This window comes from Paracoccus laeviglucosivorans, from assembly GCF_900182695.1.
GTDB classification, from domain to species: domain Bacteria; phylum Pseudomonadota; class Alphaproteobacteria; order Rhodobacterales; family Rhodobacteraceae; genus Paracoccus; species Paracoccus laeviglucosivorans.
This window is the reverse complement of the sequence record NZ_FXTK01000005.1, coordinates 1-15,737: the sequence shown is the minus strand read 5'-3', so window position 1 is coordinate 15,737 and position 15,737 is coordinate 1. Positions and strand designations below refer to the sequence as shown.

The window sequence follows — 15,737 nt, the reverse complement described above, 5'->3', positions numbered from 1 at the left end:
GCGACCGTCAAGATTGCACCTTCGGCTGGTATGGGATAGACCGCTATCAACAAAATGTTGAGGCGACCCTTTGGCTGACACACCAGAAAACGATGATGGCGAGACCCCGGAAAACGGCGCGACCGAACGCGCCGTGATGGCCCATGACGGCCCGGTGATCAACATCGCGGACGAGATGCGCTCGTCCTATCTCGACTATGCCATGTCGGTCATCGTCAGCCGGGCGATCCCCGACCTGCGCGACGGTCTGAAGCCGGTTCACCGCCGCATACTGTTTGCGATGAACGAGACGGGCAACACCCATGACAAACCCTATCGCAAGTCGGCCCGTCCGGTCGGCGACGTGATGGGTAAATACCACCCGCATGGCGATGCCGCGATCTATGACGCGCTGGTGCGGATGGCGCAGGACTTTTCGATGTCCCTGCCGCTGCTGGACGGTCAGGGCAACTTCGGGTCCATGGACGGCGACAGCGCCGCGGCCATGCGCTATACCGAAGTGCGGATGGACAAGCCCTCGGCCTATCTGTTGATGGACATCGACAAGGATACAGTCGAATTTCAGGACAACTATGACGGCAAGGACCGCGAACCCACGGTTCTGCCCGCCCGTTTCCCCAACATGCTGGTCAATGGCGCAGGCGGCATCGCCGTCGGCATGGCGACCAATATCCCGCCCCATAACCTGGGCGAGGTTGTGGACGCCACGCTGGCGCTGATCGAAAATCCCGACCTGCCGACCGAACGCCTGATGGAAATCGTGCCCGGCCCGGACTTTCCGACCGGCGGCATCATCCTTGGCCGTTCGGGCGTACGCAAAGCCTATCTTGAAGGGCGCGGCAGCGTCATCATCCGCGCCAAGACCCGGATCGAGGAAGGCCGCAACGGTCGGCAACTGATCGTGCTGGACGAAATCCCCTATCAGGTGAACAAGGCCAACCTGATCGAAAAGATCGCGGAACTGGCCAAGGAAAAGCGGATCGAGGGCATCGCCCACGTTCAGGACGAATCCGACCGCATCGGCGTTCGTGTCGTGGTCGAACTGAAACGCGACGCCACGGCCGAAGTGGTGCTGAACCAACTGTTCCGCTTTACCCCCATGCAGACCAGCTTTGGCTGCAACATGCTGGCGCTGAACGGCGGACGCCCTGAACAACTGGCGCTGCGCGACTTCCTGACCCATTTCCTGACCTTCCGCGAGGAAGTCGTCGCCCGCCGCACCGCGTTCGAGCTGCGCAAGGCCCGCGAACGCGCCCATGTGCTGTGCGGTCTGGCCGTGGCCGTGTCGAATGTCGATGAGGTGGTGGCGACCATCCGCAGTTCGGCCGACGCAGCCGAGGCCCGCGAACGCCTGATGTCGCGCCGCTGGCCTGCGCATGAAATCGTCGAATACCTGAAGCTGATCGACGATCCGCTGCATCCGGTGAATGACGACGGCACCTATAACCTGTCCGAAACACAGGCCCGCGCCATTCTGGACCTGCGCCTGCAGCGCCTGACGCAACTTGGCGTGCAGGAAGTCACGGACGAGCTGAAAAAGCTGGCCGATTCGATCCGCGAATTCCTTGCGATCCTGGCATCGCGCGAACGGATCATGGGCATCATCTCGGACGAGTTGCGCGAAGTGCGCGAGCTGTTCGCCGTTCCCCGCCGCACCGAGATCGTCGATTGGGCCGGCGACATGGATGACGAGGATCTGATCGAACGCGAGGATATGGTCGTCACCATCACCTCGGGCGGCTATATCAAGCGCACGGCGCTGGCCGAATTCCGGTCGCAGCGCCGGGGCGGCAAGGGTCTGTCCAGCATGGCGACCAAGGAAGACGATCTGGTCACCACGCTGTTCGTCGCCAATACACATACCGAATTGCTGTTCTTCACCACCGACGGCATGGTCTATCGCCTGAAAACGTGGCGCCTGCCGTTGGGGGGCCGCACCGCCAAGGGCAAGGCGATCGTCAATATCCTGCCGATCCAGCAAGGGGTTTCCATCGCTGCGCTGCTGCCGATGGATGCGCCGGAAAAGGATTGGGACGACTATCAGGTGATCTTCTCGACCTCCGAGGGCGATGTGCGCCGCAATGCGCTGTCGGACTTCACCAACATCAAGTCGAACGGCAAGATCGCGATGAAGCTGCCCGAAGGGGTGGAACTGGTCGGCGTGCGTCTGGCGACGGAAAACGACGACGTGATGCTGTTTACCGCATCGGGCCGCGCCATCCGCTTCCAGACCACCGATGTCCGGGTGTTCAAGGGTCGCGATTCGACCGGCGTGCGCGGTATTCGTCTGGTCAATGACGGCGACCGCGTGGTCAGCATGTCCGTCATCCGCCATTTTGAGGCCGATCCCGCCGAACGCGCCGCCTATCTGAAGATGCGCCGCGCTGTCGAAGGCGCGCTGGATGACGGGGCCGAAGCGGATGAGGACGAGGAAAACGTGGCGGAAGCCGCGATCACCCAGGCCCGTTACGCCGAAATGTCAGCGGCCGAGGATCTGATCCTGACCATCACCGCACGCGGCTCGGGCAAGATCAGCTCCAGCTTCGATTATCCGCTGCGCGGGCGCGGCGGTCAGGGCGTCACCGCCATGGACAAGGCGATGCGCGGCGGGCCGCTGGTCGCCAGCTTCCCGGTGGAACGCGACGACCAGATCATGCTGGCCACATCGACCGGGCAGTCGATCCGCGTGCCTGTCGATGGAATCAGCTTCCGTTCGCGTTCTGCCGGTGGCGTGCGCGTCTTCAATACGGCGGCTGGCGAAGTCGTGGTTTCGGTTGCCCGCATCGCCGAGAGCGGCGAGGATGACGCCGAAGAATGACCCTTGGCCGGGGTGTTTCGCCCCGGCTGCCCAATCATGAGGGGATCGGCGTTGAAGGCTAGGGACTCGCAGCTAAGCGAGCGTTTGCAAACCGGATTTCTGGGCGTCATCGCCTTTGCGCTGATCCTGTTCCTGCTGGTTCAGGCCAAGTTCCTGCTGATCTGTCTGGCCTTTGCGATCATCATCTTTTCGCTGACCTCGGACGCGATTTCGGCCTTTGCGCGGCTGAAAGTGCCCAATTGGCTGGCAACGACGCTGGCACTGATCGCGATTGCCGTGGGCCTGTTATGGGCAGCGACGACCGTGGTGGCACAGGTGAACGAGGTGGTGACCATCTCGATCCAGTATTCCGACCGGGCGCAGGCCGTCTTGTCGGCGCTTAGCGAACGCTGGGGGCCAAAGGCGCAGGAATCCATCGCGACCTTCCTTGGCAGCGTCGATATGGCCGGCTGGCTGCGATCGGCTGCGGGGCAGGCCTCGAATCTGATTTCCGGCTCGGTGCTGATCGTCATCTTCGTGGGGTTCATGTTCGGTGAACGCATCTGGTTCCCGGTCAAGATCGAGCGTCTGACAGGCAACCCCGCCCGCGCTGCCGAAGTCACGGCGATCATCCATTCCATCATGCACCGGGTGAACCGCTATCTGGTCGTCAAGGCCGCGATCAACGCGGTGACGGCGGCGCTGATCTGGCTGGTGTTCCGCTTTGCCGGGCTGGAGCTTGCGGGCGCGATTGCCACGCTGACATTCATCCTGAAATTCATCCCCACCATCGGCTCGATCATCGCGACGGTCATCACGGTCGCGGTGGTGCTGGCCCAGACCGGAACGCTTAGCATGACGCTGGGCGTCGGCGGCGCCGTGGCGGCTGTGCATTTCATCATCGGGAATTTCTTCGAACCCGCCCTGCTGGGTCAGACGCTGCGGCTGTCGTCGTTCGGGATCGTGCTGGCGCTGGCGTTCTGGGGTGCGATCTGGGGATTGGCGGGCACGTTTCTGGCCGTTCCGATCATGGTCGCGGTGATGATCGTCTGTTCGCATGTCAGCTGGCTTCGCCCCGTCGCCGTGCTGATTTCGCAAGAAGGGCTGCCCGAGGCCGAGGCGCGTGGCGTGCGTCTGCGCGCCTAGTCCTGCTGGCAAAAGCGGATGCGATTGCCAAACGGGTCGATCACCTCAACCTGACGGCCCCAGGGCAGATCCTCTAGCCCCGGTCGGTTGTTGGGATAATCCCGCGCCAGCAATTCGGCATGGAATTCAGCCGCGCCCTGCATCGGCACGAACACGGTCGAACCGGGCGTGGCATCGCCGTGATGTTCCGACAGATGCAGTTTCAGCCCTGCCCGCTCGACCTCCATGTAAAGCGGCGCGGTGGGGTGAAACCGATGCTGGAACCCGACTGTGAAGCCAAGAAACCCGCAATAGAAATCGCGCGCCTTGGCTTCGTCGAAGCTGCGCAGGATCGGAATGGCGCGGTGAAACGCGATCATGTCCGGTCGGGCTGTCCTGATGGGCTGCCCTCGGCGCCGTCATTGCTTTCGGCTTCCTGAGGCGGCAGCTTTTGCGGATCGTCGGGCTTTCCCGTCGCGGCCGTCTCGATCTCGACCGGCTCGATCACCGGATCCTCCTTCATGTAGACATCCATCGCGCCCCGCGTGCTGGCGGGCAGGATGATGCCCGCATCGGCGAAACGCTCCAGTATCTGGTGATAGATTTCGGAAGTGACGCCCAAGCCGCCGTTGATGTCCGAAATGATCGCCCGCAATTCGTAGCTTTGCCCGTTGGTGCCCACGCTGCGCAGAAATACCGAAGGCGGCGGCGTCACCATGACGGTCGGCTGATCCTCGGCGATTTCCTTCAGTATCTTGGTGACAAGGCGGTGATCCGAGCCGTTGACCACGGAAATCGGCACGATGATGCGGCCCTGCAGGCTGGTGCGGGTCCAGTTCGTCACCGGCTGCGTGATCAGATTCGAGTTCGGGACGATGACCTGTGTGCGGTCGAAGGTCTGGATCTGCGTCGCGCGCACGGCCATCTTTTTCACGATGCCCTGCTGACCGCCGACCTCGATCCAGTCGCCGACCGCGATGGGGCGTTCGACCAGCAGGATGATGCCCGACACAAAGTTCGACACGACCTGCTGCATCCCGAAACCGATACCGACCGACAGCGCACCAGCGACAAAGGCCAGCGAGGTCAGGTTGATCCCCGCCGCGGTGATCGCCAGCAGCGCCGCCAGCGCCACGCCGATATATCCGATCATCGAGGTGACGGCGGTTTGCCCCCCGGTATCCAACTTGGTCTTGGGCAGGATGGTGCTGCGGAACGCGCCCTGAATAAAGCCTGTCAGCGAATAACCCAGTGCGAAGACGATCACGAATGTCAGAATGCCCATCGGCGACAGCCGGACGCCGCCAAAGCTGAAGCCCTGCTGGGTGCGGCTCCATGCCTCGACCAGATCGCTGGGGCGTGCGCCCCAGATCAGCGCGAATAGCGGCAGCGACAGGATGATCAGCGCAAAGCCGATCAGCACCGGCATCAGCGCGTCACGGGCCGACTGGTCGCCGCCCTTGGCCATGGCGTAAAGATCGGCGATAAAATCCTGCAGGATGATCAGCAACCCGACCAGCGACAGCGTCATGATCGACGACCACAGCATCGCGTTCGCGCCGTTCACATACCCCGCCGCCGCCAGCAAGGGCGAGATGATCGCGATGATGCGCCCCATCACGCCAAGGAACGCCACGACGCGGACGCGGTAATCGGGTGCCTCGACATCCTCGGACGGGCGCAGCTTGCGCAGGATGTTGCAAAGCTGGAACAGGAAGAACGCACCCAGCAGGATCATCACCATATGCCAGACGCCCGCCGACGACTCGGTCAGGCGCTGGGGCACGGTTTCGCTGTCTGTCTGGCTATGGAACCCCGCCAACGGCAGGACCGAGCGCGAGAACAGCTGATGCAGCGCCATCGCCAGCGCCAGCATCGCGGCGCGGAACGCGGCCTGCTTGCGCTGATCGTCGGCCAGGGGCAGCGGCATCGACACGGTGGCCTCGGGTTCGGGGAACAGCCGCCGCGCCAGCCAGATGCCGCCGAATAGCGACAGGCTGGCCGCAGGCATCGACAGCAGCAAGGGCCTGCCCCATGCGCCGAACAGGTTCGTTGCGATCAGCGCCCCGGTCGCCAGCAACACGCCGATAAAAGGAATGGCGATCTGCCCCAGCGACACGCCAAAGATCACCGCCGCGCGTGACCGTTCGCTGGCCCGCGTCGAAAGGCGCGTGGGCAGCGAATCCACCCAGCGCCGTCCGCGCGACAACAAAAGCAGCGCCGCCAGCAGGAAACCTGCGGTAACCAGCATCCGGCTGGTGACATCGGGCCCAGAGCCGAAATCGCTCCACCTTGTTCGCACCTCATTGGCGACCTTGGTGAACAGATCCGCCGCCTCGGTGATGGCGGGGGGCCAGTTCGCGGGGTTCAGTGGCGTGGGCGTCTGCCGGACCAGCGCATAGGTCTGGCGCTGGCGGACCGTCTGATCAAGCTGTTGGACGATGCCGTCGGCCCGCCCGAACGCCTCGACCGCCTGACGGCCCGGAGCCTGCAATTCGGAAAGCTGGTCGTTCAGTTGCTTGCGGCGCGTGGCGATGTCCTCGGCCTCGGTCTGGCCTTCCGCCGGGGCCGGACCAAGCGCCCCGATCTGATCCTTCAATGTGCCGATCCGCGTCGAATTGGTGCCTTCGGCCGCCTTGAAGCGGTCGCGCCATTTCACCATCTCGTCGCGGATCGACTGCAACCGGGCATCGTTGGCCTGATCGGATTGCAGGATCTGTTCGGCCTGACCGGCCACCTTCTCCCATGCGGTGTAATCCGGTGCCTGTGGTTCCTGCGCCATGGCGGGGGCGCTGATGACCAAAGACAGGGTAACGAATAGCGCCGCAAGAAGCGCGATCAGGCGTTGCATCAAATCAGTCCTCGAAAACTTCCGGCAGTTCGGCGGGCTTGCGCACCATCCATTCCGGCACGGGCAGGCTTTTGGCGCGCAGGAAGTCAGGGTTGAAAAGCTTGGTCTGGTAGCGCGTGCCGTAATCGCACAGCACGGTCACGATGGTATGGCCCGGCCCCATGTCACGGGCCATGCGGATCGCACCTGCAATGTTGATCCCGGACGAGCCGCCAAGGCAAAGCCCTTCATGCTCCAGCAGGTCAAAGATCACTGGCAGCGCCTCGGCATCCGGGATGCGATAGTTGAAATCGGGGGTGAAGCCTTCAAGGTTCGCAGTGATGCGCCCCTGCCCGATCCCCTCGGTGATGGACGAGCCGGGGGATTCGAACACGCCTTCGGTATAGAAACTGTAAAGCGCCGCACCTTCGGGGTCGGCCAGACCGATCTTGACGCCCTTGGGCTGCAGGGCCATCGCAACGCCCGCCAGCGTGCCGCCCGAACCGACCGCGCAGATGAAGCCATCGACCTTGCCGCCGGTCTGTTCCCAGATTTCGGGGCCGGTGGTTTCGACATGGGCCTGACGGTTGGCGGTATTGTCGAACTGGTTGGCCCAGATCGCGCCGTTCGGCTCGGTCCTGGCCAATTGCTCGGCAAGGCGGCCCGAATAGCGGACATAATTGTTGGGGTTCTTATAGGGCGCGGCGGGAACCTCGACCAATTCAGCGCCCGCAAGGCGCAGCATGTCCTTTTTTTCCTGGCTTTGGGTTTCCGGGATCACGATGACCGACCGAAAGCCCATCGACGCGCCGACCAGCGCAAGGCCGATGCCGGTATTGCCCGCCGTTCCCTCGACGATGGTGCCGCCGGGCTTCAGCTCGCCCCGCGCCACGGCGTCCTTGATGATGTAAAGCGCCGCCCGATCCTTGACAGACTGGCCGGGGTTCATGAACTCGGCCTTGCCGAGAATCTCGCAGCCGGTTTCCTCGGACGCCTGACGCAGACGGATCAGGGGGGTATTGCCGATGGCAGAGGCAAGGTCGGGGCAGATGCGCATGGCGTGGCCTTTCGCGTAATGATCACCTTGGTTTACACATGCGTGCCGGATGGCGGCAACCCCGACCGGGTACGTCTTTCCCCGATCAAACGGCCCCGGAGGACGCGAGTTCCGAGGAAATCCGCTTGGCGGCAAGTTCCAGCCACATCGCCAGCATCAGCAAGGGGCCGTTGCGCAGCTCGCCCGACATGGCCATGCGGGTCAGTTCGGCGCGCGGGATCAGGTGGCTGCGGATGTCTTCATCCTCGGTGTCCAGACCGCCGAAACCCGCCGCCTCGTCGGGCAGATCAGCGATGCCGACATACAGATACAGGTATTCCGACATCGCGCCGGGGCTGGGATAGCTGTGCGGGCCGGGAACAAGGCGTGAGATATGCAGCCCGGTTTCCTCGATCGCCTCGCGGCGGGCGGCATTCTCGGGCGCCTCGCCCGCATCGACGCGGCCTGCCACCGTCTCATACAGCCACGGTTGCAGATCGCCACGCGCGGCGGGGCCAGCGCGGAACTGGTCGATCAGCATCACGCGGTCGCGCACCGGATCCCAGGGCAGCACGACCGTTGCATCGCCCGAAACGAACACGGCCCGCAGCATGTCGGGCGACCAGTCGCCGCGGTGACGCCGTTGGCGCAAGGTCAGCGATTCGATCGAGAAATAGTTGGCATAAGGTTCGGTCCGCGACACCATCTGCCAGCGATCCTCGCCCACGGGGCCGATCAGCGGCAGCGTATCGCTTTCCGCCGCCGCGCGCTGGCGCGATGCGACCCAGCCCGCGATCATCGGCAGACGGTGGCGGATCTGGGCCACTGAGCGGTCGGGCGGCAAAGCCAGCAGCCAATCGGCAATCGCACCGGCAAGCTGGGGCTGCCACGCGCTGTCATCCGTGCCGATGCCGATGCCCAGCACCTCGTGCCCCTCGATCATCACGGGGTTCAGGCCGAAAATCTCGGCATAACGTTGCAGGGCGTGGGTCCAGCCGGTCTGCCATGCGGGTAACGCCCCCGGACCGGACAGAAATACCGGGAATGCATCGGGCGCGATGCCCGCAAGAGCACCGCCAAGCAACTGGCCCGACAAAGGCGCGGTGGCCACGGCATCGGGGGAAAGGCGCAGGCGCAGCGCTGGTTCGGCCAGCGGCCCGATCAGCAGCGGCATGTCGCGCCCCGCGATGTCATGGGAAGGGCGCGGTTATTTTCGTATTGAAAAGGCATCACTCACCGAAAGTTGGAAACGGGTATAAAGATTTGTGGTTTTTTCGCCCGAAGCCTCTTGCGCTTCAACCCCGGCCCGCGTAAATCCCCGCCACCACCCAAAAGCGCGGAGAGGTGCCGGAGTGGTCGAACGGGGCGGTCTCGAAAACCGTTGAGCCTGCAAGGGTTCCGTGGGTTCGAATCCCACCCTCTCCGCCACTTGGCTTTTCCATGCAAACCCTTTGTCTGATTGGCCCTTGTCAGGGCAACTGCGTCTGTCCGCATATGGACCGGGTTTGCAACCTGAATGTGAAACCCTGACGGTTTGATGCCCCGCTCACGCATTCTTGCAAGGCTTGCGGGCAAGGGTGCGGCGTGGATAGATCGGGGCTGACGACCCAGCCGCCGGAATTGCCCATGCGCCCCGCCCCATCTTCAGCCCCACCGAGCGAGATCGCCGAGCGTATCTGGCTGGCCATCGCCGAGCGTCGCCTGCGCCCCGGCGCGCGCCTGAAGGAAGAGGAACTGGCCGAGATTTTTGCCGTCAGCCGTGCCCGCGTCCGTCAGGCGCTGGCCCTGCTGGAACGCGACGGGCTGGTCCGGCTGCAACCCAATCGCGGTGCTTTCGTCCCCGCCCCCGACGTAAACGAGGCGGCGGATGTGTTGTTTGCCCGCCGCATCATCGAACGCCGCATCATCGAACGGCTGTCGGTCGCCATCACGCCCAAAGGCATTGCCCGCCTGCGCGCCCATGTCCTGCACGAACGCGAGGCCAAGGCGCGAGGCGATCTTTCGGACACCATCCGCCTGTCGGGCCGCTTTCACCTGCTGCTGGCCGAATTGCTGCAATCGGATTTTCTGCAGGCCATGCTGGGTGAGCTGATCTCGCGCAGTTCGCTGATCACCGCGATCTATCGCGACAGTGCGCAGGCCGATTGCGGGCCGGACGAACATGAACAGATCATCGCAGCACTGGAACGCCGCGACGCCGATGCGGCGGTCGCGGCGATGTCGCACCATCTGGACCATATCGAGGCCGGACTGGTCCTTGACGCGGATCGCAAGGTTCAGGACGAACTTCGCGACATTCTGGGCTAGGCGGGCGCTATTTCACCGCCGAATTGCCGCCATCAGCGAACAAAGCCGAACCGGTGACGAAACTTGCCATCGGGCTGGCCAGAAACAACGCGGCTGCGGCGATCTCATCGGGCTGGGCGATACGCTTCATGGCGTGCAGCCCCGCCGCCCATTCCTTTTGCGCCGTATCGCCCGCAAGGTCGGTATCGGTGCCGCCCGGCAGCAAGGCATTGGCGCGGATGCCCTGCGCGCCGTAATCCGCCGCGATGCCCTTGACCAGCCCCATCAGCCCGGCCTTGGACGCGCCATAGGCCGCCATGCCCGGTATGCCTGCGCTGGTGCCGACAAAGCTTGAGACAAAGATCAATGCCCCGCCGCCCTGCCCCAGCATCGCGGGGATCTGGCTGCGCGCACCCAGATAGGCGGCGGTCAGGTTGACGGTGATGACCTGCTGCCAGTCCTGCGGCTGTATCTGGGCCAATGGCATCAGCGGCCCGACCGTCCCCGCATTGTTCACCGCGATGTCCAGACGCCCGAAGTTTTGCAACGCGGCATCGACCAACGCCGCGTGGGTCTGCGCATCGGCCACATCGCCCGTGATGACCTGCACGCGCGCCCCTGCCGCGCGAATATCCTGCGCCACCCTTTCAAGCCTTTCGCCGCGCCGTGCGTTCAGCACCAGCGCCGCGCCTTCGCTTGCGAAACGCAGCGCGATGGCCCGCCCGATCCCGGCCGAGGCCCCGGTGACAATGGCAACCTTGTCCTGCAACATATCCCGCTCTCCTTTAGCTGCGATGCAGCCGGGATATGCGGTGGGGCCGGACCGGCCACCCCGTTTCTTGCGACCAAACTCAGCGAGCAAGCGCCTGCATCAGCCGCACGCGCAACCCTTCGATATGCGGATTGCGGCGGGTGATGGCATCGACCACATCGGGGGCGTCGTGCAGGACCATCGCCACTGCCTCGGTCAGCAGGTCATAGCTGCGCGTGCGGATCCGGGGCTGTTCGCCCAGCGAATGGATGGCGCGCGCCAGCAGATGCGTCAGCCCCTGCGTCATCGCAGCCTGCCTGTCATGTTCCTCGGGCGTGGTTACGACGATGCGCAGACCGGCGCGACGCAGCCAAGCCGCCAGCCGCCGCCAGCCATCACCGCGCACCGGGCACAGCACCACCTGCAAGCCAGCCAGCCCCGCGACCGCGCTTTGCGGGCCGAACATCGGATGTGTGGCAATGACATCGACCCCGGCGGGCAGCAGGTCTGCCATAAGCCGCGCCGGTTCCTCTTTGACCGAACACACGTCAATAACGGTCTGGCCGGGGCGCAGATGCGGCGCGATCTGGCGCAGACAATCGGCCAGGCCCTGCACCGGCACGGCAAGGATGACGTATTGCCCACCGATTCCCGCCACTGGGACGGTGCCGTGACCCGCGTTCGTTGCCGCAAGCTGCGCACCCATATCGGGATCATGCACCTGAATGCGGCAATAAGGCGTCAACAGGCCCGCCAAAAGCTGCCCGAATGCGCCGAAGCCGACAATGGTGACAAGGGGTTTTTCCAACATGATCCTGGTCCGATGGGTAAGGGGACGGCCAGGGTTGTGATGCTTGCCATGTCATCCCGCTGGCCAGAAAGGCAGCGGTCAACAACGTCGGACCCGCTACCTAAGGCAGCGGATAATACGAAGTCGAGGCAAGGCTGATCGCAAACGTCATGCCTGCGCCTTACGCTGCGGGTGGGTCGTTTGTCAATCCGCGCGGGCTTGTCCCCGACCTTGACCATCGGGCAATATCGCGGCGCATCAATTCCAAAAGGAACGCCCGATGACCACCGCCTGGAGCGCCGCGCAATATCTGAAATTCGCGGGCGAACGCACCCGCCCCGCGCTGGACCTGCTGAACCGCGTGCCGCTGGATGCACCGGGCAAGGTCATGGATCTGGGCTGCGGGCCAGGCAATTCCACCGCCCTGCTGGTCGAGCGTTTCGGGAACGCACATATCACCGGGCTGGATTCGGATGCAGACATGATCGCCACCGCCCGCAAGGCGCTGCCCGATTGCCATTTCCAACTGGAAACGATCGAGGAATGGCAGCCCGATCAGCCGGTCGATCTGATCTATGCCAATGCCTCGTTGCAATGGATACCGGATCACACGACGCTGATGCCGCGACTGGTTTCGCTGCTGGCTCCGGGTGGCGTGCTTGCCGTGCAGATGCCCGACAATCTGGACGAGCCGCCGCATCAAAGGCTGGCCGAACTGGGCCGCGATCCGCGCTGGTCGGACAAGCTGGAAACCGCGCGCGGCGCGCGGCATACGCCGCTGTCCCCCGCTCAGATGCACGCGCTGCTGCGCCCGCTATGCACCGGCGTCGATATTTGGCGCACGACCTATTACCATGAAATGGCCGACATCAATGGCGTCGTCGAATGGTTCAAGGGCGCAGCGCTTCGCCCCTATCTTGCCGCGCTGTCAGCGGAAGAGCAGACGGAATTTCTTGACGAATATCGCAGGGCGCTGGCCCCATCCTATCCCGATCTGGGCGCGGGCGTGCTGCTTCCATTTCCCCGAATGTTTCTGATCGCCCGGCGCTGAAAGCACATCCGCAAATGGCTTACGTGTCGCAGCGACCTGTATCGGACGGGTCGGGCTGCCCCTATCGGTGCAGGTCGCGCTTTATTGCGATAACCTCGCGGATTATTCCGCCGCGATCACGGACGTCCATTTTTTGCAGCACCGCACGGATCTGGTTGCGGACAGTATGCAGACTTGCCTGACGTGTATCCGCAATCTCGGATGTCGAATGCCCTTCGGCGATTAATATCGCGATGGCGGATTCGGCCGCAGACAGTCGAAATCGGTCGTTCAGAATACGAACTGGCGTTCGCGTGACATCCTGTCGCGATATTACAAAGGTAAGTTGCCGTTCTGGCCAGCCTGCGCCCCGAAACACACCCGGAAAAACAGACGATGCGCAATTCGCCATTTCCCCGACCAATGCCCTGATGGTCCAGGCTCCTTTCTGATGCGTTCCGAAGAATAGCGATCCTTTTTCAGAAGACCTGCCCGCAAGACTTTCAGCCCAGTATTGCGCCTTGGGATCAGCAAAGCGAAGTCGTCCAAGATGGTCTATATGCAAAAGCCCCACAAGCACATCACCCAGATAAGGCGTCGCGCAAACCACCGTCAAATTCTGATCGCAGATAACCATTTCACCTTGGGGTTCCGCCTTTAGGTCCGGGTCTGCCGCAAGGTGGTGCAGGTTTAACTCTGCAATCACTTCGCTGACATGAAAGGCGTGGCTGATATGGGGCTCCAGATAATTCAGCAGTGCCTGCGCCTGATCGTTGATCACCTCGCGCCTGTGACGCCGCACGTTGACACCTATCACAAGCGAGCGCCCCTTATACGGGCGCGTCCGGAACGCTACACCGCCTGCCAGATCATCCTGATGCCGCATCCAGTCATTATAGAATTCGGTCCGCTCAAGCGCATCATCCGAAATCGACACAAGCGACTGCTGAGCCAAGCCGGGCGGAATATTTGCCAGAAACGGTGTGAAAGGATTTATTGCGTGGTAATAGTCAGCGAATATCTTTAGCCCAGCCGGATCGATACCTGCCCCGGTGGTGACATACATAACACGACGCCTGTTCGTATCCGCACCGAAAAGTGACGCTCCGACACCGGGCAAGGCATTTTCCAAAGCAAGGACAAATCCATGCCATTGCGCGGGATCAAGCGCGGCACAGTGCAGGGACGCGATCAGGTGGGGCACATGCCGGCTTATGATATTGTCCATTCAGCCCCCATTCTTATGTTGCGGGCGCTATTGCAGCTTAGTTTCGCACGGCATTTCTTCAATAACATTCTGGAGAAAGGAGAAAGAAAGCAGCCGCCGCCGGAATCTGCGTTCGCGTGCGAAGCCGATTGCGAACTGACATCGGAATTTCGCGCGCGCTGATGCAACCACTTGGCGTGCCCTGAACCGTGTCCTCAGTTTCGCGATGTCCGACGAATGCAGCGCGAGATTCAGAAAGGGGCCTCGGTCTGCCCTGCCCACCCTGCACGACAGACCGAGGCGGAAGCGCGGCATCGCTGATGCGTTTCCATGAGCGGATGGGGGGATCGTCACCGCGCCCAACACGGTATCGTCATGCTGACAGTCAGCAGGGGTTCGCGCAAGTTGTATCTCTGGACCGCGGTCATCAGGACAAGCGCAGTGACCTGCCCCCCGGAACGTCCCACGGTTTGATGTAGAGTTTGCTTCACCACGCAGGAGCAGACGACATGAGGAAAAGCCGCTTCACCGAGGCGCAGATTATCGGAATGATCAAGGAACAGGAAGCCGGAATGGCGACGGCGGAGGTCTGTCGTCGCCATGGGCTCAGCCCGGCGACGTTCTACAAGCTCAAGGCCAAGTATGGCGGCATGGACGTGTCCGATGCCCAAAGGCTAAAGGCTCTGGAGGACGAGAACGGCAAGCTGAATCGCCTGCTGGCGGATGCGATGCTCGACAATGTCGTACTGAAGGATCTTCTGGGAAAGCCCTGACGACACCGAAGGTGCGGCGGGAGGCGGTGCTGAGGGCAATGCGGGATCACGACATCTCGCAACGCCGGGCCTGCGTCCTGATCGGTGTCGATCCGAAAACGGTGCGGCGAGAGCGGCCGCCCGACAATCCGGAGATCCGCAAAGCTATGCAGGAGATTGCCGCGCTGCGCCGCCGGTTCGGCTATCGGCGGATCGGTCTGATGCTGGAGCGCAGGGGCATGCTGATGAACCCGAAGAAGCTGTATCGGCTCTATCGTGAGGAAGGGTTATCGGTGCGGCGCAGGCGCGGCCGCAAACGGGCCCGTGGCACACGCACGCTGATGCCCATGGCCCTCATGCCGAACCAGCGCTGGTCGCTGGACTTCGTTGCCGACACGTTCGGGGCATCACGCAAGTTCCGCATCCTGGCGGTAATCGAAGACTGCTGCCGAGAGAACCTGTGCCTGATCGCCGACACCAGTATCTCGGGCGCAAGGGTTGTGCGCGAGCTGGATGCGCTGGTGCGGATCTACGGCAAGCCCACCTGCATCGTCAGCGACAACGGGACCGAGTTCACCAGCCGCGCCATCCTGAAGTGGGCAGACCAGAACAACGTCGCCTGGCACTACATCGATCCCGGCAAGCCCCAGCAGAACGCGTTCATCGAAAAGCTTCAACGGCAGCCTGCGCCATGAGCTGCTGAACGAGGAGATCTTCGACACTTTGGATGATGCCCGCCGCAAGATCGCCCTTTGGCGCTACGACTACAACGCCGTCAGGCCGCACTCCTCGCTCGGCGCCCTGACGCGGCTCGAGGCGCGCCGGACGCTTGCGCTACCTGCTGGCTCCGCGCCCGGCGCGCTTGCCATGAACGATCAGGCTGAATACCAATCTCAAACCAGCAGACTCTCGTTATGAGCGAGGGATCCACGGGGGGCAGGTCACGATCTTGCGGCGGGCGGTCACCGGATGGAATTGGTCTGTGAGTTGGCGGCGATTCTGTCGCTGTCGGAGGATGCCGGGATGAATTCGCTCGCTCATGGTCCGGACATGACAAAGCCCCCGCTTTTGGCGAGGGTTGGATCCAAGTCGGTTTCGTTGGTTGCGGGAGCAGGATTTGAACCTGCGACCTT

11 protein-coding genes, 1 tRNA gene and 1 pseudogene are annotated in these 15,737 nt (G+C 62.9%); 6 read left to right on the top strand and 7 right to left on the bottom strand.

All coding sequences use genetic code 11. The annotated features are described in order from the left end of the window. Positions 1-70: 70 nt before the first annotated feature. On the top strand, positions 71-2,818 hold the full coding sequence (gene gyrA, locus FN835_RS07350; protein WP_185958608.1) for a DNA gyrase subunit A: 2,748 nt from the start codon (positions 71-73) through the stop codon (positions 2,816-2,818). Positions 2,819-2,869: 51 nt separating this feature from the next. Next, complete coding sequence (locus tag FN835_RS07345; protein ID WP_142662570.1) at positions 2,870-3,943, top strand: AI-2E family transporter; 1,074 nt, start codon at positions 2,870-2,872, stop codon at positions 3,941-3,943. Here the strand turns inward: FN835_RS07345 and FN835_RS07340 are convergent. The 4 genes from FN835_RS07340 to FN835_RS07325 all read right to left on the bottom strand — a co-directional run bounded on the left by FN835_RS07340 (position 3,940) and on the right by FN835_RS07325 (position 8,962). Beyond that, positions 3,940-4,302 carry a glyoxalase superfamily protein gene (locus FN835_RS07340; protein WP_142662569.1) on the bottom strand — a complete coding sequence of 121 codons (363 nt, stop codon included), beginning with the start codon at positions 4,300-4,302 and terminating at the stop codon, positions 3,940-3,942. The genes FN835_RS07345 and FN835_RS07340 overlap by 4 nt on opposite strands. Further along, positions 4,299-6,773 carry a DUF3772 domain-containing protein gene (locus FN835_RS07335; protein ID WP_142662568.1) on the bottom strand — a complete coding sequence of 825 codons (2,475 nt, stop codon included), beginning with the start codon at positions 6,771-6,773 and terminating at the stop codon, positions 4,299-4,301. The genes FN835_RS07340 and FN835_RS07335 overlap by 4 nt, the downstream gene beginning before the upstream one ends. Before the next feature lie 4 nt (positions 6,774-6,777). Beyond that, a complete protein-coding gene (locus FN835_RS07330; protein WP_142662567.1) occupies positions 6,778-7,809 on the bottom strand; it encodes a cysteine synthase A in 1,032 nt (343 codons plus the stop codon). 85 nt (positions 7,810-7,894) lie between these two features. Then, a complete protein-coding gene (locus tag FN835_RS07325) occupies positions 7,895-8,962 on the bottom strand; it encodes an NUDIX domain-containing protein (protein WP_142662566.1) in 1,068 nt (355 codons plus the stop codon). A 164-nt stretch (positions 8,963-9,126) separates the two neighbouring features. Between FN835_RS07325 and FN835_RS07320 the strand changes: the two genes are divergently transcribed. Then, positions 9,127-9,216 (top strand) — tRNA-Ser (locus FN835_RS07320). Positions 9,217-9,372: 156 nt separating this feature from the next. Then, positions 9,373-10,095: a GntR family transcriptional regulator gene (locus FN835_RS07315; RefSeq protein ID WP_221930400.1), complete on the top strand. Its 723-nt coding sequence runs from the start codon at positions 9,373-9,375 to the stop codon at positions 10,093-10,095. Positions 10,096-10,102: 7 nt separating this feature from the next. On the opposite strand, the gene FN835_RS07310 is transcribed toward FN835_RS07315, so the two are convergent. Continuing rightward, positions 10,103-10,846 carry an SDR family oxidoreductase gene (locus FN835_RS07310; RefSeq protein ID WP_142662565.1) on the bottom strand — a complete coding sequence of 248 codons (744 nt, stop codon included), beginning with the start codon at positions 10,844-10,846 and terminating at the stop codon, positions 10,103-10,105. A gap of 79 nt (positions 10,847-10,925) precedes the next feature. Then, the gene (locus FN835_RS07305; protein WP_142662564.1) at positions 10,926-11,636 is read right to left on the bottom strand and encodes a prephenate dehydrogenase; all 711 of its coding nucleotides are present in this window, start codon (positions 11,634-11,636) and stop codon (positions 10,926-10,928) included. 259 nt (positions 11,637-11,895) lie between these two features. Here FN835_RS07305 and tam point away from each other — a divergent pair, with 259 nt between their 5' ends. Beyond that, positions 11,896-12,666, top strand: a complete 771-nt coding sequence (gene tam, locus FN835_RS07300) for a trans-aconitate 2-methyltransferase (protein ID WP_142662563.1) — start codon at positions 11,896-11,898, stop codon at positions 12,664-12,666. A gap of 61 nt (positions 12,667-12,727) precedes the next feature. Here tam and FN835_RS07295 read toward each other — a convergent pair whose 3' ends face one another. Beyond that, a complete protein-coding gene (locus FN835_RS07295; protein ID WP_142662562.1) occupies positions 12,728-13,873 on the bottom strand; it encodes a helix-turn-helix transcriptional regulator in 1,146 nt (381 codons plus the stop codon). A 488-nt stretch (positions 13,874-14,361) separates the two neighbouring features. Here FN835_RS07295 and FN835_RS07290 point away from each other — a divergent pair. Next, positions 14,362-15,522: pseudogene (locus FN835_RS07290) on the top strand (IS3 family transposase). Positions 15,523-15,737: the final 215 nt, after the last annotated feature.

What these genes read in the sequence shown, in the direction of transcription:
- FN835_RS07295 (WP_142662562.1), bottom strand. Translation starts at nt 13,873, where the DNA reads ATGGACAATATCATAAGCCGGCATGTGCCCCACCTGATCGCGTCCCTG.
- FN835_RS07310 (WP_142662565.1), bottom strand. Translation starts at nt 10,846, where the DNA reads ATGTTGCAGGACAAGGTTGCCATTGTCACCGGGGCCTCGGCCGGGATC.
- FN835_RS07330 (WP_142662567.1), bottom strand. Translation starts at nt 7,809, where the DNA reads ATGCGCATCTGCCCCGACCTTGCCTCTGCCATCGGCAATACCCCCCTG.
- FN835_RS07335 (WP_142662568.1), bottom strand. Translation starts at nt 6,773, where the DNA reads ATGCAACGCCTGATCGCGCTTCTTGCGGCGCTATTCGTTACCCTGTCT.
- tam (WP_142662563.1), top strand. Translation starts at nt 11,896, where the DNA reads ATGACCACCGCCTGGAGCGCCGCGCAATATCTGAAATTCGCGGGCGAA.
- FN835_RS07305 (WP_142662564.1), bottom strand. Translation starts at nt 11,636, where the DNA reads ATGTTGGAAAAACCCCTTGTCACCATTGTCGGCTTCGGCGCATTCGGG.
- FN835_RS07325 (WP_142662566.1), bottom strand. Translation starts at nt 8,962, where the DNA reads ATGCCGCTGCTGATCGGGCCGCTGGCCGAACCAGCGCTGCGCCTGCGC.
- FN835_RS07340 (WP_142662569.1), bottom strand. Translation starts at nt 4,302, where the DNA reads ATGATCGCGTTTCACCGCGCCATTCCGATCCTGCGCAGCTTCGACGAA.